General features: G+C 36.9%; 23 protein-coding genes. 19 read left to right on the top strand and 4 right to left on the bottom strand.

Annotation, left to right across the window (positions count from 1 at the left end):
- Positions 1 to 28: 28 nt before the first annotated feature.
- The 3 genes from SYJ56_RS22585 to mobC are packed head-to-tail and all read left to right on the top strand — an operon-like array spanning position 29 to position 3,610.
- Positions 29 to 415 (top strand): plasmid mobilization protein, encoded by a 387-nt coding sequence (locus SYJ56_RS22585; RefSeq protein WP_323838193.1) that lies wholly within the window; start codon positions 29 to 31, stop codon positions 413 to 415.
- Entirely contained in the window at positions 416 to 1,621 is a 1,206-nt protein-coding gene (locus tag SYJ56_RS22580) for a relaxase/mobilization nuclease domain-containing protein (RefSeq protein ID WP_323838191.1), read from the top strand.
- Between the two features lie 9 nt (positions 1,622 to 1,630).
- Positions 1,631 to 3,610: a conjugal transfer protein MobC gene (mobC, locus tag SYJ56_RS22575; RefSeq protein ID WP_323838189.1), complete on the top strand. Its 1,980-nt coding sequence runs from the start codon at positions 1,631 to 1,633 to the stop codon at positions 3,608 to 3,610.
- A 377-nt stretch (positions 3,611 to 3,987) separates the two neighbouring features.
- Here mobC and SYJ56_RS22570 read toward each other — a convergent pair whose 3' ends face one another.
- On the bottom strand, positions 3,988 to 4,728 hold the full coding sequence (locus SYJ56_RS22570) for a hypothetical protein (protein WP_323838187.1): 741 nt from the start codon (positions 4,726 to 4,728) through the stop codon (positions 3,988 to 3,990).
- Between the two features lie 239 nt (positions 4,729 to 4,967).
- On the opposite strand from SYJ56_RS22570, the gene SYJ56_RS22565 reads away from it, so the two are divergent.
- From SYJ56_RS22565 to SYJ56_RS22535, 7 genes are all read left to right on the top strand, one after another.
- Complete coding sequence (locus SYJ56_RS22565) at positions 4,968 to 5,942, top strand: hypothetical protein (RefSeq protein ID WP_323838185.1); 975 nt, start codon at positions 4,968 to 4,970, stop codon at positions 5,940 to 5,942.
- A gap of 1,900 nt (positions 5,943 to 7,842) precedes the next feature.
- Positions 7,843 to 8,142 carry a hypothetical protein gene (locus tag SYJ56_RS22560; RefSeq protein WP_323838184.1) on the top strand — a complete coding sequence of 100 codons (300 nt, stop codon included), beginning with the start codon at positions 7,843 to 7,845 and terminating at the stop codon, positions 8,140 to 8,142.
- Positions 8,143 to 8,190: 48 nt separating this feature from the next.
- Entirely contained in the window at positions 8,191 to 10,245 is a 2,055-nt protein-coding gene (locus SYJ56_RS22555; protein ID WP_323838183.1) for a zinc-dependent metalloprotease, read from the top strand.
- A 518-nt stretch (positions 10,246 to 10,763) separates the two neighbouring features.
- Positions 10,764 to 11,102, top strand: a complete 339-nt coding sequence (locus SYJ56_RS22550; protein WP_323838181.1) for a JAB domain-containing protein — start codon at positions 10,764 to 10,766, stop codon at positions 11,100 to 11,102.
- A gap of 410 nt (positions 11,103 to 11,512) precedes the next feature.
- Positions 11,513 to 12,493, top strand: a complete 981-nt coding sequence (locus tag SYJ56_RS22545; protein WP_323838179.1) for a hypothetical protein — start codon at positions 11,513 to 11,515, stop codon at positions 12,491 to 12,493.
- 73 nt (positions 12,494 to 12,566) lie between these two features.
- Positions 12,567 to 14,882 carry a TonB-dependent receptor gene (locus SYJ56_RS22540; protein WP_323838178.1) on the top strand — a complete coding sequence of 772 codons (2,316 nt, stop codon included), beginning with the start codon at positions 12,567 to 12,569 and terminating at the stop codon, positions 14,880 to 14,882.
- A gap of 10 nt (positions 14,883 to 14,892) precedes the next feature.
- Entirely contained in the window at positions 14,893 to 15,798 is a 906-nt protein-coding gene (locus SYJ56_RS22535) for a DUF4249 domain-containing protein (protein ID WP_323838176.1), read from the top strand.
- Between the two features lie 28 nt (positions 15,799 to 15,826).
- Here SYJ56_RS22535 and SYJ56_RS22530 read toward each other — a convergent pair whose 3' ends face one another.
- Entirely contained in the window at positions 15,827 to 16,381 is a 555-nt protein-coding gene (locus SYJ56_RS22530) for a hypothetical protein (protein WP_323838174.1), read from the bottom strand.
- A 279-nt stretch (positions 16,382 to 16,660) separates the two neighbouring features.
- On the opposite strand from SYJ56_RS22530, the gene SYJ56_RS22525 reads away from it, so the two are divergent.
- Together SYJ56_RS22525 and SYJ56_RS22520 are read left to right on the top strand one after the other, a co-directional pair.
- On the top strand, positions 16,661 to 17,632 hold the full coding sequence (locus SYJ56_RS22525) for an ArdC family protein (protein ID WP_323838172.1): 972 nt from the start codon (positions 16,661 to 16,663) through the stop codon (positions 17,630 to 17,632).
- 123 nt (positions 17,633 to 17,755) lie between these two features.
- Positions 17,756 to 18,196: a DUF1579 family protein gene (locus SYJ56_RS22520; protein WP_323838170.1), complete on the top strand. Its 441-nt coding sequence runs from the start codon at positions 17,756 to 17,758 to the stop codon at positions 18,194 to 18,196.
- Between the two features lie 27 nt (positions 18,197 to 18,223).
- Here SYJ56_RS22520 and SYJ56_RS22515 read toward each other — a convergent pair whose 3' ends face one another.
- Both SYJ56_RS22515 and SYJ56_RS22510 read right to left on the bottom strand, forming a co-directional pair.
- Positions 18,224 to 18,502: a DUF3892 domain-containing protein gene (locus tag SYJ56_RS22515; protein WP_323838168.1), complete on the bottom strand. Its 279-nt coding sequence runs from the start codon at positions 18,500 to 18,502 to the stop codon at positions 18,224 to 18,226.
- Positions 18,503 to 18,652: 150 nt separating this feature from the next.
- On the bottom strand, positions 18,653 to 19,246 hold the full coding sequence (locus tag SYJ56_RS22510; RefSeq protein WP_323838166.1) for a S24 family peptidase: 594 nt from the start codon (positions 19,244 to 19,246) through the stop codon (positions 18,653 to 18,655).
- 85 nt (positions 19,247 to 19,331) lie between these two features.
- Here SYJ56_RS22510 and SYJ56_RS22505 point away from each other — a divergent pair, with 85 nt between their 5' ends.
- From SYJ56_RS22505 to SYJ56_RS22475, 7 genes are all read left to right on the top strand, one after another.
- Complete coding sequence (locus SYJ56_RS22505; RefSeq protein WP_323838164.1) at positions 19,332 to 20,090, top strand: trypsin-like serine protease; 759 nt, start codon at positions 19,332 to 19,334, stop codon at positions 20,088 to 20,090.
- A gap of 11 nt (positions 20,091 to 20,101) precedes the next feature.
- On the top strand, positions 20,102 to 20,839 hold the full coding sequence (locus tag SYJ56_RS22500) for a hypothetical protein (RefSeq protein ID WP_323838163.1): 738 nt from the start codon (positions 20,102 to 20,104) through the stop codon (positions 20,837 to 20,839).
- A 192-nt stretch (positions 20,840 to 21,031) separates the two neighbouring features.
- Positions 21,032 to 21,493 (top strand): GyrI-like domain-containing protein, encoded by a 462-nt coding sequence (locus SYJ56_RS22495; protein WP_323838161.1) that lies wholly within the window; start codon positions 21,032 to 21,034, stop codon positions 21,491 to 21,493.
- Position 21,494: 1 nt separating this feature from the next.
- Positions 21,495 to 22,208 (top strand): class I SAM-dependent methyltransferase, encoded by a 714-nt coding sequence (locus SYJ56_RS22490; RefSeq protein ID WP_323838159.1) that lies wholly within the window; start codon positions 21,495 to 21,497, stop codon positions 22,206 to 22,208.
- Between the two features lie 73 nt (positions 22,209 to 22,281).
- The gene (locus SYJ56_RS22485) at positions 22,282 to 22,917 is read left to right on the top strand and encodes a Crp/Fnr family transcriptional regulator (protein WP_323838158.1); all 636 of its coding nucleotides are present in this window, start codon (positions 22,282 to 22,284) and stop codon (positions 22,915 to 22,917) included.
- Between the two features lie 73 nt (positions 22,918 to 22,990).
- On the top strand, positions 22,991 to 23,392 hold the full coding sequence (locus SYJ56_RS22480; RefSeq protein WP_323838157.1) for a DoxX family protein: 402 nt from the start codon (positions 22,991 to 22,993) through the stop codon (positions 23,390 to 23,392).
- A 279-nt stretch (positions 23,393 to 23,671) separates the two neighbouring features.
- Positions 23,672 to 24,094 carry an SRPBCC domain-containing protein gene (locus SYJ56_RS22475; RefSeq protein WP_323838156.1) on the top strand — a complete coding sequence of 141 codons (423 nt, stop codon included), beginning with the start codon at positions 23,672 to 23,674 and terminating at the stop codon, positions 24,092 to 24,094.
- Positions 24,095 to 24,396: the final 302 nt, after the last annotated feature.

Genomic DNA, 24,396 nt, shown 5'->3' with positions numbered 1-24,396 from the left:
CGAAGTCGAATTTTAGAATGGGTTAGCCATGAAAAAAAGAACAGTCAACTATCCGGTACGAAAGACGATCAGATTTACCCAAGATGAAGGGGCGAAGCTAGAAAGTTTATTAAAAAGTAGTTCCTATTGTCAGACTACAAGTGAACTGGTTAGGGACATTCTTTTTAAAAGAAAGCTAACTGTTGATATAAGAAATGAGTCAGTAGATCAACTCCGGTTTGAGTTGGGTCTAGTGCGCAGTGAACTCAATAAAATAGGTGTAAATATCAACCAGATTACCCACTATTTCCATATGCAGGCAGGGACTAAAGAACGGCTTTTATTCGTAAGGGAAATGCTTCCGCATTTGGAACGAACCAAGGAGAAAATGAATCTACTTCATGGTATGATTGAACGACTTGAGGTTCTTAAATAATTGGTAGCAAAGATCATTACCGGTAAGACTGTTGGAGGGGCTGTCCGATACAATGAACAGAAGGTAAGTAATGGTAAAGCCCGACTGCTAGAGATGAAAGGATTTGCTCTCAGAAATCTTTCAGTAGGAGGCAAGATTCAGGTATTTAAAGAACTACAGAAGTTGAATAAGAGAACAAAAACCAACACAGTTCACATCTCGCTTAACTTTTCTCCAAAGGACCAACTTGGAGGTGACAAGCTTAGAAAAATTGTGAGTGATTATATGAAGGGCATTGGCTTTGGACAGCAACCTTATTTGCTTTATCAGCACTTAGATGCTGCCCATCCCCATGTGCATATTGTTACTGCCAATATTGATAATAGGGGCAAACGGATTGAGACCCATAACCTCGGGAAAATCCTTTCGGAAAAAACCCGGAAGGAAATAGAAAAGCATTATGGTTTAATAAAGGCGGAGGACCAAAAGAAACAAATAATAAACCTGATTCAGCCTTTGGAGAAAGCAGCGTATGGAAAGTCAGAAACAAAGGCAGCCATTTCCAATATTGTGAGGGAGGTTACCCGCACCTATAGGTTTACCTCTATTCCTGAACTGAATGCGGTGCTGGGGCAATTCAATGTTTGCGCTTACGGTGGGGAAAAGGAAAGTGAAATGTACCGGAATAAAGGGTTGATCTATTCAGTCTTGGACTCTGTTGGAAATAGGATTGGGGTACCTATTAAAGCCAGTGCTATTTATTCTAAGCCCACATTAACCAACCTGGAAAAATGTTTTGTCCGTAACCAAGAAGACCGCAAAACTTTTAGAAACGATCTTCGGGAATCTATTTTGGAATCTATTGACCAATGCAATTCTCCGGATGAACTATCAGACAGACTAAGAAGTAAAGGCATCCGTCCAGTATTCAGGATTAATGAGGAGGGCAGATTGTATGGGGTCACCTATGTTGATAATGTCAGCCGTAGTGTGTTCAACGGTTCATCGTTGGATAAGGCACTTTCTGCAAATGCCCTCGCAATTCGTTTTTCTAGCAAATCGCTCAAATCTTCCATTCCTGACCATTCTGGAAATTACACCCCTGAAGTGGCAAAGATTAATCTACCTGACAGTAGTCTCATGATTAATACCTACCAGGCGGAGGATCCAATCCCTTATGAATTGAGGCAAAAGAAAAAGAAGAAACGAAGGAAGCTCAACCTATAAAGTAATCCTATGCAGACTGGGGAAAATATGGAGGGACTCAGGAAGATCATTGACCTGACCCGGAAAATAAGCATTGGGTTGCTATGTCTCCATTTCTATTATTACTGTTATCATTCATTTGAACAGTGGGGTTTGACACATGACATTACAGAGCGGTTATTGGTCAATCTCAGAAATACCGGGTTGTTTAATGAATTCTATATTTCCAAAGTATTTGCTTTAGGGTTGCTACTGATTTCCTTGATAGGGTCCCGGGGCAAGAAGGATGACAAACTCAAATTGACCCAGGTTCTTTGGCCATTGGTCATTGGATTTATTGCTTACGGGACCAGCAATTTTACTTTTTTACTGTATTTGCCGGAGGATATCCTAAGTATCATCTATATGATTGTCACCGGCCTGGGATATGCACTTATAATCATGGGTGGATCCTTGTTAAGCAGACTGTTGAAGAACCGGACGAATCAAGAGGTCTTTAATTATCTTAATGAGACCTTTCCTCAGGAAGAACGGTATCTGGACAATGAATACTCGGTCAATCTCCCTGCACAGTATAGACTTAAAAGCAAGATTCGTAACTCATGGATTAATATCATCAATCCCTTTAGGGCATTGCTGGTGGCAGGTACACCAGGCTCTGGAAAAAGTTACTTTGTGATCCGGCATGTGATCACCCAGCACATCCGTAAGGGTTTTTCCATGTTTGTCTATGATTTTAAGTACGATGATCTTTCCCGGATTGCATACAACACCCTGCAAAACAATTCCTCATCGTATAAAATAACCCCTGAGTTTTATACGATTAATTTTGATAGGCTTTCCCATACCCATCGCTGTAACCCGTTGGAACCGGATAGTATGCTGGATATTACCGATGCATCTGAGTCTGCACGTACCATTATGTTGGGACTGAACCGGGAGTGGATACGAAAGCAAGGGGATTTCTTTGTAGAAAGCCCGATCAACTTCCTGACTGCGATTATCTGGTTTTTGAAGAAACACAGACATGGGAGGTTCTGTACCCTTCCACATGTCATAGAGCTAATGCAGATGGATTATGAGAAACTATTTACAGTTTTGCGTACTGAATCAGAGATTGAAGTGCTTATCAACCCGTTTGTTTCTGCACTGGTCAAGAAGGCATTTGACCAATTGGAAGGACAGGTGGCTAGTGCCAAGATTACCATGGCACGATTGTCTTCCCCTCAGCTTTATTATGTGCTTTCGGAGAGCGAGTTTACGCTTGATCTTAATAATCCTGAGGCACCCAAAATCATATGCATGGGGAATAATCCCCAAAAACAACAGGTCTATGGAGCTGTTCTGTCTTTGTATATCTCCCGAATTGTCAAATTGGTCAACCAGAAAGGCAAGCTGAAATCCAGTCTGGTTTTCGACGAGTTTCCTACGATCTATTTCAATGGGATCGACAATCTGATCGCAACAGCACGATCTAATAAAGTTGCGACTTGTCTTGGTGTACAGGATTACAGTCAGCTTAGAAAGGATTATGGACGGGAACAGGCAGATGTCATTATGAATATGGTAGGAAACGTTATCAGTGGTCAGGTTTTAGGGGATACGGCAAAGCAACTTTCAGAAAGGTTTGGAAGGATTATCCAAAACCGCGAGAGTATATCCATCAACAGTTCGGAAACGTCAATATCAAAATCGACCCAATTGGATCAGGCCGTTCCCCCTTCTACCATCTCATCCCTTTCTTCCGGTGAATTTGTGGGGGTGGTAGCTGATACCCCAGATCAGATGATAGCGTTGAAAGCTTTTCATGCAGAGATCATTAATGATCATAAAGCGCTGATGCGGGAGGAAGAAAGATATAGACCAATCCCTAAAGTACGGGAAATCACCCAAGAGGAGGTGGAGGAAAACTATAGGAGTATCAAGCGTGAAGTGGAGGAGGTTATCAGAATGGAAATGGAAAGGGTGTTTGACACACCTGAGTTAGGGCATTTGATTATCAGGGGGTAATTCATGTTTCACTGGCTTGGGAAAAATGTGTGCTGCTCATAAACATGGATCTATGGTCTGAACAATCTCAAAATAGAGGCACGCAATGATTATCTGATTTGTGAGCATTCCCGCTGAGTTTTCCAGTTCAGATTCGCTGATCTACTGGCGGGTTAGTTTAGGGTTGTTTTTCTGAGAGGACTTTCTAACGTACCTGACAGGCGGATCTCGAAGGCCGGGGCGGTTGGACATGACATGGCTCAACTGCTTAAGCAGAAAGTTTTTATCTGTCATGGTTCCCACCCTCCAAAGGGTGCCTTGGAGTTCTTCAACCGTGATTCAGTTCTTCAAAGAGGTCAGTGTACTTTTTGTCAATAATATTCAGATGCCGTTCCTTCTTATTCTCCAATTCTCCTTACATATCCCAATGAAATGGCAGTTGAAGTCAGGGACGATGAATGAACTGCTCGGTAATGTTCCCCTTCAAATTCAATATCCGAAAAATCTCTTTTGACTAGATTTTTATTCATAGAGATAAACGCTTTAAAATTTAAAGAAAGGGATGAAACCTCATTTAGCATATATTGAAAACCAATTTTAGGATTAATCTGCATAAAAACACGATTTTCAAATGTTTGCGTACCGCTGAAAGTCAATTCATATAAAGGGACGGTAACGATATTTCCATCCGCATCTTTAATATTTTTTGTAAAGATCTGAAAAGTCTTATCCTGATTGTATTCTATATCATTTAATGGCGTGTAACCTAAGCTTAAGCCGATTTCCGGTACCAGGGATACTCTAGTATTAGGGATTTTTAAATAATACCCAACTGTAGGAGAAACATTAAAATAATAAATTGGTTCAAGGCCGTAACTGATCCTTGAAAATTGAAATCTATTGCCAAACCGTTTCACACCAACCTCTACACCATAGACCATGTTCTGGTGAGTTTTTTTGAAAGCTTTAAGGCTAATATCCCATCCACTCCTATATTCTGTTCTAAGGCCATCAAAATCCCCTGAATAATTCCACTGGATATTAGGCCGTCCAAAACTGACTTCTAAGTAGCTTTGGCTGAAAGAGCTTTGATAATATGAGAATAACAATATCCCTAGAGAGAATAGTTTTTTGGTCATTATTTCGTATAGATTTCTTGTTTAATCCCCACAACCGATCTAAGCATATACATTTTAAAGAATTTTACCTAAATCTAAAGGTCACAATACTTTTTCTGATAATTAAAGACGTAAGTTATATCAACTAACGGGATATTGAAAAAAATCTTTCATTTAACTAAAAAAAAAGTAAAATTTATTTATCTAAAACTAATTTTTCATTTAAATTCAAACGAATTTTTACTTAAATAACTTAAAAAATGAAACACATTAAGCTTTTAAAATTCCAGATCGTTATGGCTGGGATTATCGTTTATTCTTTAACAAGTTGTCAGGACACTTCCGAACTCAATCCCATTGATGAAATGAAAACCGAACAAATTCAGCCGGATTTGTCTAGCGGAATCTTGCATTTTAAGGATAAGGAGGAATTTTCTGATTATTTGGCATCTTCAGATAAATCATCTGACCTGAATTTTTATAGTCTAGCCATGGCTTTAGGAGAATTCAATACGTCTAAAAATTTAAGAACTAACGAGTCCAAAGAATTCATTGAGGAATTTGAAGGTTCAGCACTTTTAGAAATTTTGAATGAAGATGGGATGGTAATTATTGATTCAAGTCTATATTTTTTGGATTTTGGAAATAAGGTAATTGCAGTAACTCAAGATTTTAGTTTAAAGGATAATTTATTGGATGGAAAATTCGAAGATGAAAATATTAAATTGTTCAGTTTTGAAGATGAAGTTCTTGAATTAGTGGAAATTGGAAGCTCATCAACTGTTAATTCGAGAACGCTTTTATTCTGTAGTGACAGAAAAGCATCTGGTAAAATGGAAAAGATAGATTATGAATATTTGGATGCAGGTTCCCAAACAGCACATAGGGTTGAAACGAAACATGGGTATCAAAAAGCAGGGATTTATTTTTCACTTTTGACCCAAATAAAACACATGAGTAAACCTAACGGAAGTGCCCTCCCTTGGAGTGCTTCAAATACGTATCTTCATCTTGAAAGATATACAAAATTCAAAAGAAGATGTGGAAGCACCCATGAAGGTAATACTCCAATTACAGAATCTTGGGAAAGTAAAATCAACTTTAGGCCTCATGAAGGGACAAAAGGATTAGCGCGTTATAGGATAAGATCAACCTATACATTCCTAGAAAAAAGCGAATTAGGAACAGGCGATTTAATTGATATTATCCTTCCTGAGATAAATGATGGCTATTGATAATCCTTTATGATTTTCATCAATTGCAGGATTCCTTGAGCATCCCCTATGCCTAATCTAGGAAATGAAATCAGCCAGAAGTGCTTTCATACAGACAGTAGTGGTACTGGAGAAACAGCAAATTTTCCCCGAGTACCTGAATTTGAATCGGAAGGTCTTAAGTAAGACCCATTTCCCAGAAAAGTATACCTACTAAGCTGAAGTAGTCTGTTTAAGGTTATTCAATCGGGGCGTTAGTGAAAATTAACTGAATACCATATTGTAGATGCGGTATGGCCCCAGTTTTAACGATTTCCTAAGATGTTTGTGCAACTGGGTAAAGGCCTCTAAGTAAATTTTATTCGCTAGAATTATTGGAATATTATTTTAAGAGGCTGCCTCAAAACTAACATAAAAAGTTAGGAACAGCCATTTTATACAACAGAGGCCGATTTTTCATTTTCGGCCTCTGATTTTTTTACCACCGCTCGTTTTCCCTGTTGTGTGCTGATTTTTTTCGATGGAGTGTGTAGGTATCCTTTGTCTTGTTTTGGACTGGAAATGGAGCAAGGTGAGGTAACTTTCCATTTTGTTCAGGTTATGAGCATTCGCTCGGAGTCCTATTTCAATTTCTATCTTGTCTTTTCTACGGAGCATAAAGGGTGTTCTTCCCAAATGTCCTTGAGGTGTCCACATTCAGGCTCGACATCTTTCAACTAGTAATCAGGTGACTATTACTAATCCTGCATGATGTGAATCCCTGGATTTTAAAGGGAATGTCTGGACGTCTAGCTCCTCCCGAGGTACGACAATCCTGATGCGTAAAAACAATCCGGTCAGTGGAGATGGCTTCTTTTAATCCAGTTTTTGACAGAAAATCCAACATTCACAAGTGCAGGGTCCAGTTGAAGATCGCATTTGAGATCGGCTCCTTCAGGAAGATCAAGAAGGGAGTCAAAGAGATAATCCCTTTGGATAAATTGAAAGATAAGGGGGGTTCAATTCCAATCCCCTGCGGAGGATTTACATTTCAATCCCTAACTCTTGTGTGGCAGTGTGGAAAAAGAGTGGATACTACTGAGCTATACTAAGCATTGCTACAGCAGCTTTAATAGTTAGAAAGTGCCTATTGTAGCTTTTTTTAGGGGGAGTGTTGGTTATGGGCTGAAGTTTTGCCCATGAACTCTTCCAAAGTTAGTCCCGGGTTTCGATGTGCCCATGAGCTTCCTGCATAAAGCCGTTTGCTCAGCTGCGCTATTTATATCCTTTTTCTCAACTGGATTTCAAAAAATAGGCGTATGAGACTTACAATAGTACATATTTAAAAATTTTCTTTTAATTGCGTTTACGGAAAAAAATACAGTTGCAATTTTGAGAATAAGTTTTTAATTCCTAGTTTACAGCTAAAACAAAGCGAAATGTTTGATTGAAGTATCACCTTTCATTAGGCTAATTGACCAGTTGGGAAACATAATTACGAAGTGACAGTGGATAACTTTAATTCTTGAAATAATCATAAATGTAAATTGGAATAATAATAAATAAAAAATTGTAGTTATAATAAATTTTGATTGCAGAGTTTGACTATTATTTCTAAGTTTTATATGATTTTCTGGTAACGGAGTTTGAATTTTTATTTCCCGATGTATCAAAGTTTGTAGATCGATGCTATTTATAGGTATTGTTTACGTTTTTATATATCATTGAGATTGTTATGCGTGCTATTTTAAAACTAAGTAATTTTCTTTCTTGCAATGTTTTCTACAATACGAGAATTAGGTTTTTTGGCTGGTGCTTAGGCTCTTTTCTACTGATTTCTTTATTTAGTTGTAGCAATATTGAAACCCCAAAGCAAAAATGCCGCATTTCTGGAGTTACAGGGCCATTAGATAGTGTTGTTGGTACTTGGAGAATGGTCAGTATGAGAGTTCTTAATACAAAGGATAATGAAGCCGAGGATTTTGATTATTCATGTGAGAATGTAAGTTTTGATTTTATGGGAAATGGTGAAGTTGAGATCGCCAGTGATGTAGAGGATTTGATATATAGTCCGGGTTTATACGACTATGAACTTATTCGAACTCCGTCCGATGGTGCTTTACAAGAATACGAACTTAGAATAGGAGCAAGTTCATGGCCTTGTTTGATAGAGAGTGATCGGATGACTTTGGATAGTTCTCCTCTTGATGGTGCAATAATGTACTTTTTTAGAATAAATTGATAACTAAAATATTAACTATGAAATCAACTTTTTATTTTTATTGGCTTTATGTCTTTTGAAGTTTTAGGCCAAGAAAATCTTCTTTTCAATCGAATTCAAGCTGCCAAGGATAAGGATATTAAGTTTGAAAATATTGGGGATTTTTTTATTTCCACTACTGAATTAAATCAAGATTTGATTTTACAATTTAAGAATCAAGAAGATGTTGATTTCATAAAAATTAAAGATAAAGAACGAAGCAGTTTTGGAGATGCTATTGAAATGACATTGCCTTTAAAATCTGAATGTCTAATACTACAATTATTGAGGGTATCTGATTCTTTTTATGACTACAAGGTTAAATTGAGTGATGGGCGCGAAATGAATTCAAATAATAAAATTGAGCATTTTCGGGGGGTAGTAGAAGGTCAGCCTAATAGTATTGTAGCGTTAAGTGTTTTTAATAATGAGGTGTTGGGGATTGTCTCTACAACTCATGGTAATTTTAATATTTCATATGACAAGAATAGTGATACACATCTATATTATAATGAGAAGAATCTGAACAACCAGTTAAATTTCAAATGTGGGAATTCAGAAGATGCTGCAAGTTTTTCCAGGTATAGTCCTGAAGTTTTATCTCAAGTCTCCAAAATTGCAATAAACTCTGCGGAAAAATGTGTAAGACTCTATTTGGAGACTGAGTATGATGTTTTACAAGCAAGAGGAAATGTTGCTTCGGTAGAACTTTTCGTTTCTTCCATATTTAACCAAGTAGCAACACTTTATGAAAATGAAAATATTGGAGTTTCCATTTCTGATATTTTTGTTTGGACTTCCGCTGATCCATATACAGGTAACAACACAACTTCTTTACTTACTCAGTTTCAAAGCGCAAGAACTAGTTTTGATGGTGATTTAGGACAGTTACTGACCTTCAGGGATGTCGGAGGTGGTAGAGCGGCAGAAATCAATGGATTGTGTAACTCTTTGGTTTCGAAGAAACTATCAGTATCAGGTATTAATAATACTTTTTCAAACGTACCTGCATATAGTTGGACAGTAGCAGTTGTTACACATGAATTTGGTCATTTGCTTGGGTCGAGGCATACTCATGCTTGTGTTTGGAATGGAAATAATACAGCTATTGATGGATGTGTTTCTCCTGAGAATTTAGCATGTTCTAGGCCAGGTGTTCCATCAGCAGGTGGTACAATTATGAGTTATTGCCATTTTGATGACGTAGGGATTAACTTTAGTTTAGGATTTGGCCCTCAACCTGGTAACGTTATTAGAAATAGTGTTGCTAATGCAACTTGTTTATGTGATTGCGTAAATTCATCAATTTCTGGTCCCAATATTCTTTGTTCCTCAACTAATTTTAATCTTTTAAACCCTCCAACTGGAAACTCGATCTTGTGGTCTGTTTCCCCCTCAAATATGTTTACTGGAAGTACTTCAGGAAATGGAAGTACTGCTAATTTAAATCCTAATTCTGCTAGCCGGGGTTTAGCCATTTTAACCTTCACAGTAGTAACATCTTGTGGAAATGTTGAAATTAAAAAGCCAATGTGGGTAGGAAAAGCTAGTGTTCAAATTTTGGGGCCTTATGAATTTCAGTTTAATACCGTTCAAAACTTTAGTACTGAAGGGACATACCCCTATGCTATACAATATCCCCTGATGGGGATTAGCAATTATCAGTGGTCCGTTTTTCCTTCTGGATATGAATGGATTGGAGGAAATGGATCTTCTGGTATTTCTCTTAGTATAAGTAATCCGGATGAATACTCCCTTGGTTTAAGTGTAACTAACCCTTGCGGAGTTATAGGCAGTGAAATCGCTATAAGTGTTTATGACCTCTGGTCAATGTTCCTCATTTATCCAAATCCTGCCTCGGGCATCCTGAATATATCAAAAAAGGCAACAATTTCTTCTAAACAAATTGAAACAACTCCATTTGAGATTAGTCTTCATGACAGTAGAGGGCAACAAATAATAGCCCCAAGACCTGTACATGAGCAAGTCGAAATAGACGTCAGCAATCTGGAAAATGGATTCTACTTTATCCATATTCTATATAAAGGGAAAACAATAAAAAAACAGATTAAGGTTGAACGATAAGAATCTGTCAAAACCCAAAGTTTTAAAATCCTTATGGAGTCATTGATTTTTAAGATTAAATTGGATTTATTAGAGGCTTTTAAAGTGATTGCGCTAGGATCGTGATCATCAGCTCAGGCAGAACAGCGTCATTGTGTTGTATGAAAAGCTGTTTATGCCTCTGTAATTTATATGAAAATTGCATTTTAAGCCATCAAACACGGGATTCTTAAAATTCTCTTTTCAGAATTCGACAAGCTGACTTGATTTATTTCCTATTACTTGCTACAAAAGTTTCATTGTTCCAGTTAAGAAATTGACCACTGGCTTTGAAAAAAAATTATGATTCAAGTTTTTAAGTTCAAACAACTGAAATCTAGTACCTACAGATTCAAAATTACGACAACTTTATAGATCAGGATGTCAAAATTCCTGAATCGTTCTTTCCTAATGGAACCAGTTTAAAATTAGAAATTGCAATGGTATTCATGAATATTTTATAGGAAAATTGCAGGTATATCACTGATAATTAAGTGTATATGTGTGAATTTGAATATGAATATAACTTTAAGTATGCCCGTAATCATCCGAGTGGTAATCTACTACCATCAGAACAGGATAAACAATTGACACAGCGGCAATCTTGCGGGTACTATCTGAATATCCCGGTGCTCAATCATTTGATCCTGATTGTTGATGGAAATTGTTGCTTTGCCGATGAAGGGGATATAAAGATGTTTTCTATCAATCCAAGAAGAAGTAGAAGATTAATATTCGATTTACGGATAAAACCAGAGAGAATTCTGAGGGACGACGGATGTTTAATTCTAGTAAATAATATTAGTATAATACAATTTAATGGGTTTTTTTTCTATTAAAATTCAGTTTTTGTGAATAATATTTATAGTTTAGAAAAAATCAAGTTCCATTCCTGATATTACAAAATAATGTTATTTGAAATATTAGTAATGCAGATGTTAAATTTGTAGCAGAATAACGAGGAAATCTTTTTTTCAGGCCAAATAATAAATCTATAAATGTTACTTTTACAAGATTTGATACATTCTTAATATTTAGTTTTATATTTTTTTTTAGCACTTTTTACAAAGCAATATTTGGTTTAAGCACTCTTTTTATCTTATATAATATTTTTTATTCTTAAATCATAGCTTAGAATATTGCAAATTTAGTTAATCGCAAGGGGTTCAATATCATTTATTTGCGGTATATGCTTAAAAATTATATTTTAGTCCAATTATTATTTCATTTAACTAAAACTACTAAAATCATGATTTGTTTAAAAAAAAGTTATTTAGGAGTGTTATTGTTTTCTTTCCTAATTATTACCTCATGCTCTTTAGATCCAAACTCGGGATCGGATGATGTGAACTCTATGAATTTGGAAAATGCTTATTTTGTAGAAGATGGTATTTTGAGTTTTACAACTAGGGAGGCTTATGAAGAAACATTGAATCTTTTAAGCAAAATGAAACCAGAAGAACTGGATTCTTGGCAAAAAGAACTAGATCCTGAATTCATTTCCTCTAGATCAGCTTTTAACCTTTTAGATGAAAATTCGGAACTTAACTTGCCAACCAAACTAATGGGCAATTTTCACGGTGGTTATTACACCGTCGTAAAAGAAAAATCCGGCGAACTTGAAATTGTAAGAACTATTGATTCAAACGCTCTTGCTACTGTAGCGAATGAAAATGGCATACTAAAGATTGGGAGTAAGTTCTATTCAATTAGCTATGATAGATTGTTTGAGTTTGAAAATAGCGAGATCCTTAAAAGTTTAACTTTTGAAGCAATCAACAATAATGATATTGGAAATTCAGTTAGAGTTTTTAATATATCCCGGTCTGTATCTCAAGTGGGTGAAGAAACTGCTGCTAAAGTAGGAACGTGTAATGATGAATATCGAAACAATTGGAGATTTCGTGCGGAATTATGGGTAACCAATACCGGTCCAATATATTCTGGAACAGGTGCTAGAGCTAAACATCAAAAGAAAGTTTTAGGAGCATGGTTTGCAAAATCTGCTGATATCATTACTTTGGATGTGGATGGTTGGTTTTCTCAAACTGGACCTGGACCTGGAACTGTGACAGAAAACATCGACTTCACCACAACAAGGTATGACGATGCGAATATTGATTATGCCTGGAATGAGTGTTTTAATGTCGCATGTAGCTTTGATGCTTCAGCAACGGTTAAAGTTGAGGGCGTTGAGAGAGACCGTCCAGGATCCTGTACTATCTTATAACTTTAAAACTTAATATTTCTAAATTCCCTGATCACTTTTTGTGTTTCAGGGAATTTGTTTTTTAGTTTAGAAAATGGGAAAGTACACAAACTTTTTATCTGTTCTTATATTTGCAATGCTTACAGGATCAGGCTATTGCCAATCGGTTAAAATCTTTGGAACTGTACGGGAAGCTTCTTCGGGGGAAACTATTTCTGGGGCTTTTATTTCCGATGAAATCTCCAAGGCTAACACCACCACCACCAATGCCAATGGGCATTTTAGCCTTTCTGTAAGGCAAGGCCAAGGAACAAAACTTACTTTTTCCAGAGTGGGCTATTTCCCGAAATCAATTGAAATCTTTCCTTCCAGTGATTCACTGATGATGGTCGAATTGGATATCCAGGAGCTTGAGGAATTTGTAGTCACCAGTTCCACTACGGATATGGAGACCAGTACCACCTTCTCTATTCCAGTGGCCAAATTGTCAAAAATCCCAACCGTATTGGGAGAACCTGATCTGTTTAAATCTTTAGCGCTTTTGCCGGGGGTTTCCACAGGAATAGAAGGAAGTTCGGGTTTGTTCGTACGGGGTGGTACTCCAGATCAAAATTTGATACTGTTGGATGACGTGCCGATTTATAATCCCAATCATCTATTTGGTTTCTTTTCAGTTTTTCACCCGGAAATGGTAAAAAGTATTTCCTTGATAAAAAGCGGATTTCCTGCAAAATATGGAGGCAGACTTTCTTCTGTTATTGATGTGAGAATGAAGGATGGGGACAAATCTGAATTTAAGGGTGAAGCTAGTCTTGGACTGATCAATTCAAGAGTTTCAATTGAAGGACCTATAGGAAGTAAGTCTTCAACTTCCTATCATCTGGGAGGAAGAATATCCTATATCGGTGCCTTCATGAAACCCATATTCAAGCTTGTCCAAAGTGAGGAAATAGTCAGTTATGTGATGCACGACTGGAATGGTAAACTGCATCATATTATCAATGATAAAAACGAACTGTTTCTCAGCTATTACTTTGGCCGGGATAATTATGAAGGTAAGGAGGGGACAAAAATCCACTATGAAACTTACGGATTAGACTGGGGTAACCAAACGCTCAATCTCCGTTATAAAAAAACGATATCACCGGCTTTGTTTGCCAATTTTTCCGCTTGGTCTACCGAATATAAACATGAGATTAAGAACCAGACAGCCTATACAGTTGATGGAGATAATCTTGATAAGGACTTCTTTAGCTCTACTTCCGGTCTTAGGGATTATAGCGCCAAAGCAGAATTTGAATGGAACCCCTTACCGTCCCATGACATAAGTTTTGGAGGACAGATAGACAGACACCGTTATCTGCCTGGATCTATTAGTTCTTCCTTTTTGGAGAAAACACCGCCAACATATTTAAGAGCTTGGGAAACTGCCCTGTTTGTGGAAGATAGTTTTTCGCTATGGAGATGGATGAGATTCTCAGCAGGAATGAGAGCTACTCAATTTAGAATTGAAGACCAGGACTTTTCAAGTTTTGAGCCAAGGCTATCTACGGTTATTGAAATAGGAGAATCGACTGATTTAAGGGCTTCTTATACCAAGATGCGCCAGTACATCCATATGCTGGCAAGCAACGGCGTGGGGTTGCCCAATGATATTTGGATCCCTGCAAGTGAGTTTAGCCCTCCCCAGAACTCCCGTCAATGGACGTTGGGAATGACGCGGAAACTAACCAATTCATCTTTTATGCTGAAAATGAGTTTGGAAGGGTATTACAAGCAAAGCACCAATCTAATAGAGCCTGTACCCGGAACAAATTTTATGGATATCAGGGAGAGCAATTGGGAAGGATTTATTTATAATAGTGGAGAGGGAAGATCCCGGGGAATTGAACTTCTTGTGGAGGCAGAGAATCAACTTTTCAACGGGTGGATTTCGTACACGCTGTCTTCCGCAGATCGTAAATTTACATCCCTTAATAGCGGAGAGTGGTATCCATCGCGTTATGACAGGCGACACAATTTCTCTTTTGTGGGGAATTTTAAGTTGAGGAAAGGATGGGAATTAAATGCAAATTGGGTGTATTCCAGTGGTCAGCCGGTCACCCTTCCAGTGGCTGTTATCCAGAACACTGAAGGCGATTTTGTGCCTGTTTATTCTACCCGAAACTCTAATCGTATGCCAGCTTACCATCGTCTGGATTTTGGGGCAATTAGAAACTGGACTAACAGAAAAGGGAAAGAAAGAAGCATCAGCTTTGGACTTTATAATGTTTACAACAGAGTCAATCCTTTGTTCATAAACTATGATATTCCCTTGCAAAGCAGCTTTGTAGGCACGCAGGGAATTAAGATTGAAAAGAAGGGGGGCATTCCTATCCTTCCCTATTTTAACTATTCAATTAAATTTTGAGGTATAAGAAATGGAGACCAGCAAGATAGTTAGTCGATCCTTAGCAACAATTGCTTTTACAGCAATTACCGTGGTATTGGTATCCTGTATGGAGGATTACCAATTGGAATATGAAGGGGATCAATTGGTAGTGAATTCCATACTTGAAAATGGAGAGCGGATTTCTGTCAACCTTTCCCATTCCCAAAATCCTTCAGGTACAATAGTAAGCTCGGTTGATGTCTTAGGAGCTAATGTTTTGCTCTTCAAAAATGGTGAATATATCGAGAGTCTTGAGGAAGTGGGGGACGGAGGATATTTATCCGGTTTGGAGCCTGATTCAGTGGATTACTATCATTTTGAGATTCAGGCTGAAGGATATCCTGAAATAAAAACCACACCGGAGAAATTGCCTTCACCTTTCCCTCTTGTATCCTATGGTTTTGAGGTTGTAGAAGTTGCTGATTCACGACCCAACTATCTGATGGATCTGGTTTTAGAAGATCCATTAGACTCTGAGGATTACTATGAAATCAATACCTACGGATACCACCCATCCACGGGAGAAGTTTGGATTAATTCTGAAATAAACGGAGATGCAGGAATAGGGAATGTCCCTTGCGTTTGGTATAGTGATACAGGGTCTGCGATGATACATGACGAATGTTTTGATGGGCAGGATTTTCGTGTACGTCTTGAGTTTAGACAGAGCGGGTACGCAAGAATTGGAGGTGATTTTAATTATGTAGAATTTGATAGCTTTAGGATTTCCCTTAGAAAAGTGTCTTCCAGTTACTACCAGTATAGACTTACCTCTGTGGTTCCTACGGGATTTGAAAACGCCTTCTTTGAGCCAAAAATCTTATACAGCAATGTTGTAGGCGGCTATGGAATTGCTGCTGCCTATAATCAAACAGACGTGATCTTTAATCCCTGATTCAGGCATTACCAGTTTACTAAGGCTTTCAAAAATCGTAACCTATCTTAATTCCCAGGTTATACATTACTCCTGAAGTATTTCCAGAATTGTTGTTTAAATAGACCGCATACCCAAGCCCTAAATTGAATTCATAGTTTAAATTTTCTGAGAAATTTCTTCTCAACCCCCAGGTTGGTATTATCCCAATACTGTTACCCACAGGAATATTATCATGGTTAAAGACACTGAACCAGTCTGGAAGGTATTTGAAGTCTATGCTTATAAAATTGGCAGAATTATTTGTGGTGACTTTGCCATCATTTCCCCGTTTCTTCAAATTGTAATAATACTTAGGCTGAAGCGAGAGCTCCGGAAAAAGAACCAGCCCGGTATTGGGATATGCCTCTCCTCCAAATAGTCCAGGAAAAAGAGCAAATTGGCTTCTTAATACAAAGACATCTGCCAATCTTGCTTCGTTGTATATATTTGCTCCTAAAAATCCAATCTGGATTCCGGTTATACTTTTCTCTACTGTGTGACTTTGTGCGCTTATTTTGAAAATTATTAATACGAAGGATAAAACTAATATGGTTCTTTTCATTTTTAAAACGAGGTAGTTTTTTAGTGAATTAATATTATTTTAAAGAACGAATAAAAAAACTAAAAAATCAATTCCAATATTAGGGACTATACCTAAAGAGGAGTTTGCCCACTCCTTCTTCCGCCAATTTGGCCTGATCCTGTCACACGAGGCAAGAGACTACGGCATAAAGCCAACGCTCTTGCCTTTGCTTGTTTATTCCGTTTCCTCTTGCACTTAGTGATAGCCTCAGGCTGGTGTAGCTTCATAAGTATTTGTCAAACCAAAACACAAAAGACTATGAAGACGCAAGCAAAAACATCTGGCAAGAGAAAAGGGAGAAAAGACTTTGGAAGTGAAGGTTACAGCTCGCAAAGAGCTAAAGGCTCATCGGATATCTACCAGAAGTTTACTGATCTGATCATTGAGAAACTGGAGCAGGGGGTGATTCCCTGGAGACAGCCTTGGCATGAGATGGGAATGCCATCCAATTACTTGACAAGGAAACCTTACAAAGGGATAAACCTTTGGCTTTTACTATCCTGTGGGCATCAGTTTCCCTACTGCCTGACTTTCAAACAGGCCAATGGTTTGGGCGGTAAAGTAAAGAAAGGAGCAAAGGCACTTCCGATCTGCTATTGGAACTTTGCCTTTCGGGACAAGAAAACGGGAAAGGTGATTCCAGAAGATAGAATAGGAGAATATGATCTGAAACTGGTTAGTAAATCCGGCTTTCTCAAAGAGTTTAAAGTTTTTCCCATAGAACAGATTGAGGGGATAGAATGGGAGTTTCCCGAAATCAGCAAAGCAGAGCCGTTACCTGATAATGAACAATACCGGAAGATCTATGAGGAAATGCTCCGGGCTCCTGAGTTGATTCATTCCGGTTCCTCAGCCTACTATAGGGCAGATCTGGATCAAATTACGATGCCGGAGAGAAAGCTTTTTGCATCCGATGAGGAATATTTCGGGGTACTGTACCATGAAATGATTCATTCGACAGGCCACCCTTCACGATTGAATAGAATTGGGGTTTCAGATCCCCAGCAGTTTGCGTCTGAGAATTACAGTAAGGAGGAACTTATAGGTGAGATGGGAGCAGGATACCTGAACAACCTTACAGGAATATTGGACCAAAACCTGCTTGAGAACTCAGCAGCGTATATTCAAAACTGGCTAAATGAATTGCGAAACGACAAGCATTTACTGATCGAAGCAGCAAGCAAAGCCCAGAAAGCTGTGGATTATATCCTAATGGAACCTCCGTTTTAGAAAAAAGGGGATCGATCCCCTTTTTTGGTCTTGAAAATTACTTTAACAAAGCTGAAAATAAGCAGATTGGTAAGGGTTTTGATTTGGTTGAAAAGAGGTTTTAAGATTGGAATTGTATAACATATGGAAACTAACCGGATTGAAAATACTCATTTCAATAAATTGATCGGAAAATGGCGGACAGAGGGTGTTATTTTGGAAACCGATAGCACTCCTGAAATGGAAATATCCGGAATGGATACCTATGAATTCATACTTGACGGATTTTACATTCTTCATAAAGCAGACGTGCTAATGAATAAGGAAAGAAATCAAACGTATGAAATTATAGCATTGGACAATGCTGATGGGAGAGTGTCACTGACCCATTACAACAATCAAGGTTTATCAGGAAAAATGACCGGATCACTTTTGGATAATGAATTATTGATCCATGGGGAAGAACTTAGGTTTACGGGTCAATTTTCAACTGACGAAAATCAAATTGAAGGAACTTGGGAAAAATTGGTCAACCATAAAGACTGGGTAAAATACTTACATATGCATTTCTTCAGAATTGAATAAGGTAGCTGATAGTATTATACTATTGGCTTAAGGACAATCCGGTAGATCATCCAGTAAATTATGCAGGTATCCATGTCCTGTTGCCGTAAGGGATTTTTCAATATCACCCGTGATTCGTACATCCAGTTCTTTGAAATGCTCCACGATATAAAATTCATACAGTCCGGATTGAATGCCGGCAATAGCATCACGGACTGAAATAGTCCATTTCTCACCGGTTCCATTCACTCCACCTATGTGGGTAATATCATGGTTAAAAGTTGCTTTGCTATTTTTTTTTGAACAGAGAATCCGTAATCGTTTCATTTTGTATGACTGACGTCTGTAAAGTGTGAGATGACAACTAGTTTAATTGGTGAGGTAAGGATTTATTATAGGCTTAAATATCTGTTCTTCCAAGCCAAAATTACTCCACGTGCTTAGAGAACTGATTGGGGGTATTATCACCATTCCACTTCAGGTTTTCAGGTCTTCCAGCTTTCTGTTGATCTCGGCTATTCCCAGTCCGATCTGCTGTAGTGTCAACGTTTCTGTCGGCAATTCCTTGGACAGCGTGGCTTCAAACTTCCAGAGTTCCCGGACTTCTTCCGCTTTCACTGAATAGGTGGAATAGAGCTGGTTCAATGACCTCAGGGAGAAGCTTATTTCCTCTTCACTGAAGGTGACCATCTTAAAACTGATCCCTTCACTTTCAGTGACCACCACACAGGCTGTTTCCTTGGTGAGTTTCCAGTCCATCAGGAATGAACCGATTACAAATGCGCCGTCAGGAATGGGAAGCATACTGTCTCCCTCTGTCTGGAACATACGGTACTTCTTGTCCTTTGGGAAGGTGGGAAGATTAAAAACAGGTAGTGTACTGATAAATTCCGGATCCCCATAACCTTCCAGATACCCAGCTTTTGCTTTTATCGGCACCATTTCAATATTGTCTTCGTTGGAGGAATTCACCGTGGTGGCGAGTACCCGCATTTTTGATCCGCCCAGAAATATATCATTTCCTGCTTCCAGATCACGGATCTTTAATTCACTGAGCTTGGAGAGATCCACCCTACACACTGGGAAAGTTCAGTGCAATATTTAACTTTAGAAAATAAAATCCCCCACGCCTGATAGCGTGGCGTTAGCAACAATTATGAAAAAACTACAATTATTAGCTACAATAATTCTTTTAACATTTGGAGTTAACAGCTACGCTCAAAGCACTAATTGTTTAAAAGATTCAACTGAAAGAACCCGTATTATACAGGAAGATATTCCTAATAGTTACACCTGTTTTATGGAAATGACAAGAGGTGTAAGTAAAAGGTATGGAACTGGTTTTTTAATACACCCAAGAGTTATTCTTACAGCAGGACATAATCTAGCTTATTATCCAACGGGTAAAGTGAAAAAAGTAAAAATGTACTTTGGTTCTATTGATTCGCTTAATTATGAAATAAAAGAAGAGGTTAAATTGAAAAGAGGGAGAAATAAATTCTATAAAAGCAATTATTTTATATTCGGAAATATTAAACGTGATTTTTCAATAATTATCCTTCCAGATTCATCTGTTTATAAAAAAGTTAAAGGACATTTTAATATTGCACCTTTAACAACACTCAGCACGGAATCTATTACTATAACAGGTTCTCCTGGTGATAAGGATTTATTTGAGATTTGGACGGAGACTACAAACAATTTTTTCATCTCAGAAAATGCTCTTAAATACGATTTTTACACTGAGGTTCGTAATAGTGGTTCTCCAATATGGTATCAAAAAGAAGCAAACACTTACAATATTGCAGGTATCCACTCTAGAAGTTATGGTACTTGCAGTGCTTCGGTTTTTATTACACCAGAAGTCTACAATAAAATAAAAAAATGGTGTAGTAAAGCAGGAATTAATCTTTAAAATAAATAAATATGAAAACCTTCTATTATTCAATTCTAATCGTTCTAACTCTAACATTTTTAACATCTTGTAATACAGCTAAAGTAGCTTGTACAGACGTTGATAAATTTCAGAGTCGAGCAGGTATTTTAAATGTTCCTAATTTTACTCAAGGAGACATCTTTATGATTGACACCTTGAAAAAAAGAGGAGATTACCTAATGCATCTTGATATTTTAGAAACCGAGCTTTCAGTTTCACCCAAAATTGACTCAACAGAGATTTTAACAAATACATCATTTGAAATTGCATTTGAAGGAGCCATAGAGAAGGCATCACAAAGTGTCAAAGCAGATGCTTCCAATAAAATCAAAAATAATACAACATTTTTTATGACAAATCACTTTCGTAAAAATGTTAAAGCGCCAACTTCAAAAATGAATACTACCGAGGTGGTGGATGAATTAGCTACTATTTCTAATTCAAACTCAAACATTGTTTTTGGGATGGTAACAGGAATTGTTTACGCAGATGATTTTGAATTTAGAGTTAAAAAAAGTGTCCAAGCAGGTGGAAAAGCAAATGTCATTAAAACAGGGAAGTTCAAAATAGATGTAAACTATGAATGTGAAGGTAGTGTTGTTGTTGATGCTAAAAACGGAGGAATATTCTTTAAAGTAACTGTTTTTGAATACGACAAAATCCAAATGAAACTTATTGCACGAACAGGGTTTGACCTTTCAAAGTATGAACTAGTAGGAGCAAAATAAAAGTTGCTAACAATGTATATAAAAAATAGGCGAAACAGTAATAAAATCAAGGATTTTGGCTCTTATCAAAGTTTGTGCTAAACTGAAAGTTTAGTGCTTCGAAATCGCCTACTTTTCATATACTAACTGTTAGCGTGCATTGTGAAAGAACCGACAACCCAAAATCATCAAACATAAAAACTAAAATAAAAAATGACAGAAAGTAAAAAGGACAGCTTCAAATTAATAGGAATAAAACTTGACCATAAAACAACAAATGAAAATAATCAATCGAGTACTGATTGTGGTAACTTATGGCAGAAATTTGAAAAAGAAAAAATATTTGACCTCATTCCGAATAAGCTAAGTAATGAAATTTATGCTGTCTACTTCGACTATGAAAAAGACGAAACAAAACCTTTTTCATATTTCATAGGTTGCAAAGTTCACAAAAATGCTGACGTTCCTGAAAATTTGACCTCATTGGAAATTCCTTCTCAAAATTATGTAAAGTTTGTTGCAAAAGGTATAATGACAGGATGTATTACAAGGAAGTGGGAACAAATATGGAAATCAAACACAGACCGTAAGTTTGGTTTTGATTTTGAAGTTTATGACGAAAGAAGCCAAGATTGGAATGATGCCGAATTAGATATTTTTATCTCAATTAACTGAAATGAACAAAGTAGAGATTTTTGAAAACAAAAGAGCCACAGATTACAATCAGTTTGTAGAAACTTGGATACCAAACTATCACTATTTTTTAGACTTATTACCTAAACTTTTAAACGAAACAAACGGAAAAGATTTATTGGTAGTGGGTTGCGGGACGGGAAACGAGATAGAACGGTTTGTTCAAGCACCCAAACATTGGACTATAACAGGTATTGACCCATCTCCTGAAATGATTAAGCAAGCGAATGACAAACTTCATAAATGCGACAATGTAACACTAATTGAAGGTTTAGCATCTGACCTTGAAATTGAAAAGAAGTATAATGTTGCAACGCTTTTGTTGGTTTTGCATTTTCTTGACGACAACGGAAACAAACTAAACTTACTGAAAGACATCGCCAACAGATTGGTTTCGGGTGCGACATTTGTTATGCTTGACATAACAGGGGACAAAAACCAAATCAAACAAAATTTAAAAGTTCTTAGACTAATTTTACCAGATGGTTTGGACGAAGAACAAATAAACTATCGTTTGAACAGAATAGAAAACGAACTTTTTGCTGTTTCAGAAGAGCGACTATCGGAATTGTTGCAAGAAGCAGGATTTGAACCACCACTTCGATTTTTCCAATCGTCAATTTATATGGGTTGGCTGACAAAGAAAAAAATGAGTGAAACAAACGACAAAAAACAACGACCCGCTAACATTGTATAAGCGAAATACGGGCTAAAGTGCTAAATTTAAACGAATTGAATATTAACAAACATATCGTCAAACTGAAAGTGAAATGCTTCTAAACCCGCACTACGCTTATACTTGGCCGTTAGCGGTCATTGTAAATGACACTACGAGAAGTAAAATGATGGAACTAAAAAATCTAATAAATAGTATTACGCCTATTGACGACACCGCTCAATCAGATTTATGGAATGCTTTTAAAACAAAAACTTTTAAGAAAGGAGATTTTGTATTGAAACCCAACAAATCAAGCGAGCATTTCTATTTCATGAAATCAGGATTAGTTAAATCATATTTTCGAAATGATGAAAAGGAGTTTATTATGACGTTTTTTAAGGAGAATATGATTTTTACTGAGTTTAGTAGTTATCTAACTCAAAAACCATCAAAATATATGCTCGTTGCTTTAGAAGATACTGATATACTTCAAATTCATAAAGATGACATTATTAAACTTTGTAAAAAACATCATTGTATTGAAACGCTTTTTAGTAAACTGTTTTCCTTTGGAACTTTAGGAATGATGAAAAGAATTAGTGAAATGCTTGAAGAAAATGCCACAGAACGTTATAATATATTCGTTAAAGAAAATCATGGTTTACTTCAAAGAATAAGCCTAGGTGATACTGCAAACTATTTAGGAATCACTCAAGTTTCACTTAGTAGAATTAGAAGCGGAAAATGATTTTTTATCATTTGTAAAAAAACAACAACTTTCTTCTTGGTTAATTTGTGCCATTAATTTAATACTAAATATTATGGCAAAGATAGAAGAGAAACAAGCATCAACATTTTCAAGCAATTCAAAGGGGCGACTAATTGCATACTGGATTGTAACTGGATTAATTTCATTGGTTTTCCTTAATGGAGGAATTAATGATTTTCTTAAGCAAGAACCATATTATGGCTTATTAATAAAAATGGGGTATCCCGGATACTTTTCTGTAATACTTGGTATTTGGAAAACCATTGGAGTTATAGCACTTCTAATTCCCGGATTTAAGTTACTAAAAGAATGGACATATGCAGGATATTTCTTCTTGCTTTCGGGGGCTATTATTTCTCATCTACAAATTGGAGATAATATTATATTCCAAATTATCATTTTGATATTACTTATTTTATCTTGGTATCTGCGACCAGAAAACCGAAGACTTTAATCATTGAAATCTTAATGCATTAATAAAATATAGCTTTACGACTATCAGAAAATGGCACTCCCGACAAAAAGCAACGCACCGCTAACACGGGTTTGGCAAAAGTGGCGCTTCAATACTCCGCAGACACATTTGTGGTTAATCAAACATTGGTTCTACGTATTATTTGTGTTGAAAATCGCCACCTTCGCCAAGCTCATAACCGTTAGCGGTCATTTTACAGAACGATATTACCGACAAAAACAAATAATTTGACTAACTGAAACAGTAAAACAGAATAATATGCAAACGAAACATCAAACAAAGTATCAGACAACAATTAAAGCACCCTTAGAAAAAGTTTGGGACGCTTTAATTAATCCCGAAATGGTAAGGCAATATTTTTTTGGCTCAAATCAAGAAACAACTTGGGAAGTAGGTAGCCCTCTTCTTTGGACAGGTGAATACGAAGGACAGACTTATGTAGATAAAGGTGTTGTTTTGGAGTTTGTTCCTAATAAAAAAGTTTCTTACAGCTACTTAAGTAGTTGGAGCGGTTTGGAAGACAACCCCGAGAATTACCTTATGGTTACTTACGAAGTAAAACCAACGGATAGCGGTACAGAACTAACTATTATTCAATCCAATTATGACGAAGAGAAGGCAAAACACTCTTCCGAAAATTGGGCAGTTGTTATAAATGGAATGAAAAAACTCATTGAATAAAATTATATTTAATAGACAATTTTACTCTAATATCGTTCAATAAACCGACTTAAAACAACGACCCGCTAACATCACCTATACGCAAGCAGGGATTTCGTGCTTCGTAGGACAGGAAAGTGCTAAATTTAAAGTTCAGTTCTTCGTAGGAAATTCAGTGGTAAAAATCCCTGCCTGCGTATAGCTGCAAACCGTCAGACTGTCTAAAAACCCCTTCAAAATTTCACTAAAAATACCCACTATCCCGATGGGACTTATGGGGTGATTTTTGTATCTTTTTATATGAAATTTATCCAAGGAACTGA

The sequence above is a fragment of the Algoriphagus aurantiacus genome (assembly GCF_035156405.1).
Lineage (GTDB): Bacteria > Bacteroidota > Bacteroidia > Cytophagales > Cyclobacteriaceae > Algoriphagus > Algoriphagus aurantiacus.
Note: the sequence above shows the minus strand (reverse complement) of the source record. Positions and strands in the feature narration are given on the sequence as shown.

What these genes read in the sequence shown, in the direction of transcription:
- SYJ56_RS22585 (WP_323838193.1), top strand. Translation starts at nt 29, where the DNA reads ATGAAAAAAAGAACAGTCAACTATCCGGTACGAAAGACGATCAGATTT.
- mobC (WP_323838189.1), top strand. Translation starts at nt 1,631, where the DNA reads ATGCAGACTGGGGAAAATATGGAGGGACTCAGGAAGATCATTGACCTG.
- SYJ56_RS22570 (WP_323838187.1), bottom strand. Translation starts at nt 4,728, where the DNA reads ATGACCAAAAAACTATTCTCTCTAGGGATATTGTTATTCTCATATTAT.
- SYJ56_RS22565 (WP_323838185.1), top strand. Translation starts at nt 4,968, where the DNA reads ATGAAACACATTAAGCTTTTAAAATTCCAGATCGTTATGGCTGGGATT.
- SYJ56_RS22560 (WP_323838184.1), top strand. Translation starts at nt 7,843, where the DNA reads ATGAGAGTTCTTAATACAAAGGATAATGAAGCCGAGGATTTTGATTAT.
- SYJ56_RS22555 (WP_323838183.1), top strand. Translation starts at nt 8,191, where the DNA reads ATGTCTTTTGAAGTTTTAGGCCAAGAAAATCTTCTTTTCAATCGAATT.
- SYJ56_RS22550 (WP_323838181.1), top strand. Translation starts at nt 10,764, where the DNA reads ATGTGTGAATTTGAATATGAATATAACTTTAAGTATGCCCGTAATCAT.
- SYJ56_RS22545 (WP_323838179.1), top strand. Translation starts at nt 11,513, where the DNA reads ATGATTTGTTTAAAAAAAAGTTATTTAGGAGTGTTATTGTTTTCTTTC.
- SYJ56_RS22540 (WP_323838178.1), top strand. Translation starts at nt 12,567, where the DNA reads ATGGGAAAGTACACAAACTTTTTATCTGTTCTTATATTTGCAATGCTT.
- SYJ56_RS22535 (WP_323838176.1), top strand. Translation starts at nt 14,893, where the DNA reads ATGGAGACCAGCAAGATAGTTAGTCGATCCTTAGCAACAATTGCTTTT.
- SYJ56_RS22530 (WP_323838174.1), bottom strand. Translation starts at nt 16,381, where the DNA reads ATGAAAAGAACCATATTAGTTTTATCCTTCGTATTAATAATTTTCAAA.
- SYJ56_RS22525 (WP_323838172.1), top strand. Translation starts at nt 16,661, where the DNA reads ATGAAGACGCAAGCAAAAACATCTGGCAAGAGAAAAGGGAGAAAAGAC.
- SYJ56_RS22520 (WP_323838170.1), top strand. Translation starts at nt 17,756, where the DNA reads ATGGAAACTAACCGGATTGAAAATACTCATTTCAATAAATTGATCGGA.
- SYJ56_RS22515 (WP_323838168.1), bottom strand. Translation starts at nt 18,502, where the DNA reads ATGAAACGATTACGGATTCTCTGTTCAAAAAAAAATAGCAAAGCAACT.
- SYJ56_RS22505 (WP_323838164.1), top strand. Translation starts at nt 19,332, where the DNA reads ATGAAAAAACTACAATTATTAGCTACAATAATTCTTTTAACATTTGGA.
- SYJ56_RS22500 (WP_323838163.1), top strand. Translation starts at nt 20,102, where the DNA reads ATGAAAACCTTCTATTATTCAATTCTAATCGTTCTAACTCTAACATTT.
- SYJ56_RS22495 (WP_323838161.1), top strand. Translation starts at nt 21,032, where the DNA reads ATGACAGAAAGTAAAAAGGACAGCTTCAAATTAATAGGAATAAAACTT.
- SYJ56_RS22490 (WP_323838159.1), top strand. Translation starts at nt 21,495, where the DNA reads ATGAACAAAGTAGAGATTTTTGAAAACAAAAGAGCCACAGATTACAAT.
- SYJ56_RS22485 (WP_323838158.1), top strand. Translation starts at nt 22,282, where the DNA reads ATGCTTCTAAACCCGCACTACGCTTATACTTGGCCGTTAGCGGTCATT.
- SYJ56_RS22480 (WP_323838157.1), top strand. Translation starts at nt 22,991, where the DNA reads ATGGCAAAGATAGAAGAGAAACAAGCATCAACATTTTCAAGCAATTCA.
- SYJ56_RS22475 (WP_323838156.1), top strand. Translation starts at nt 23,672, where the DNA reads ATGCAAACGAAACATCAAACAAAGTATCAGACAACAATTAAAGCACCC.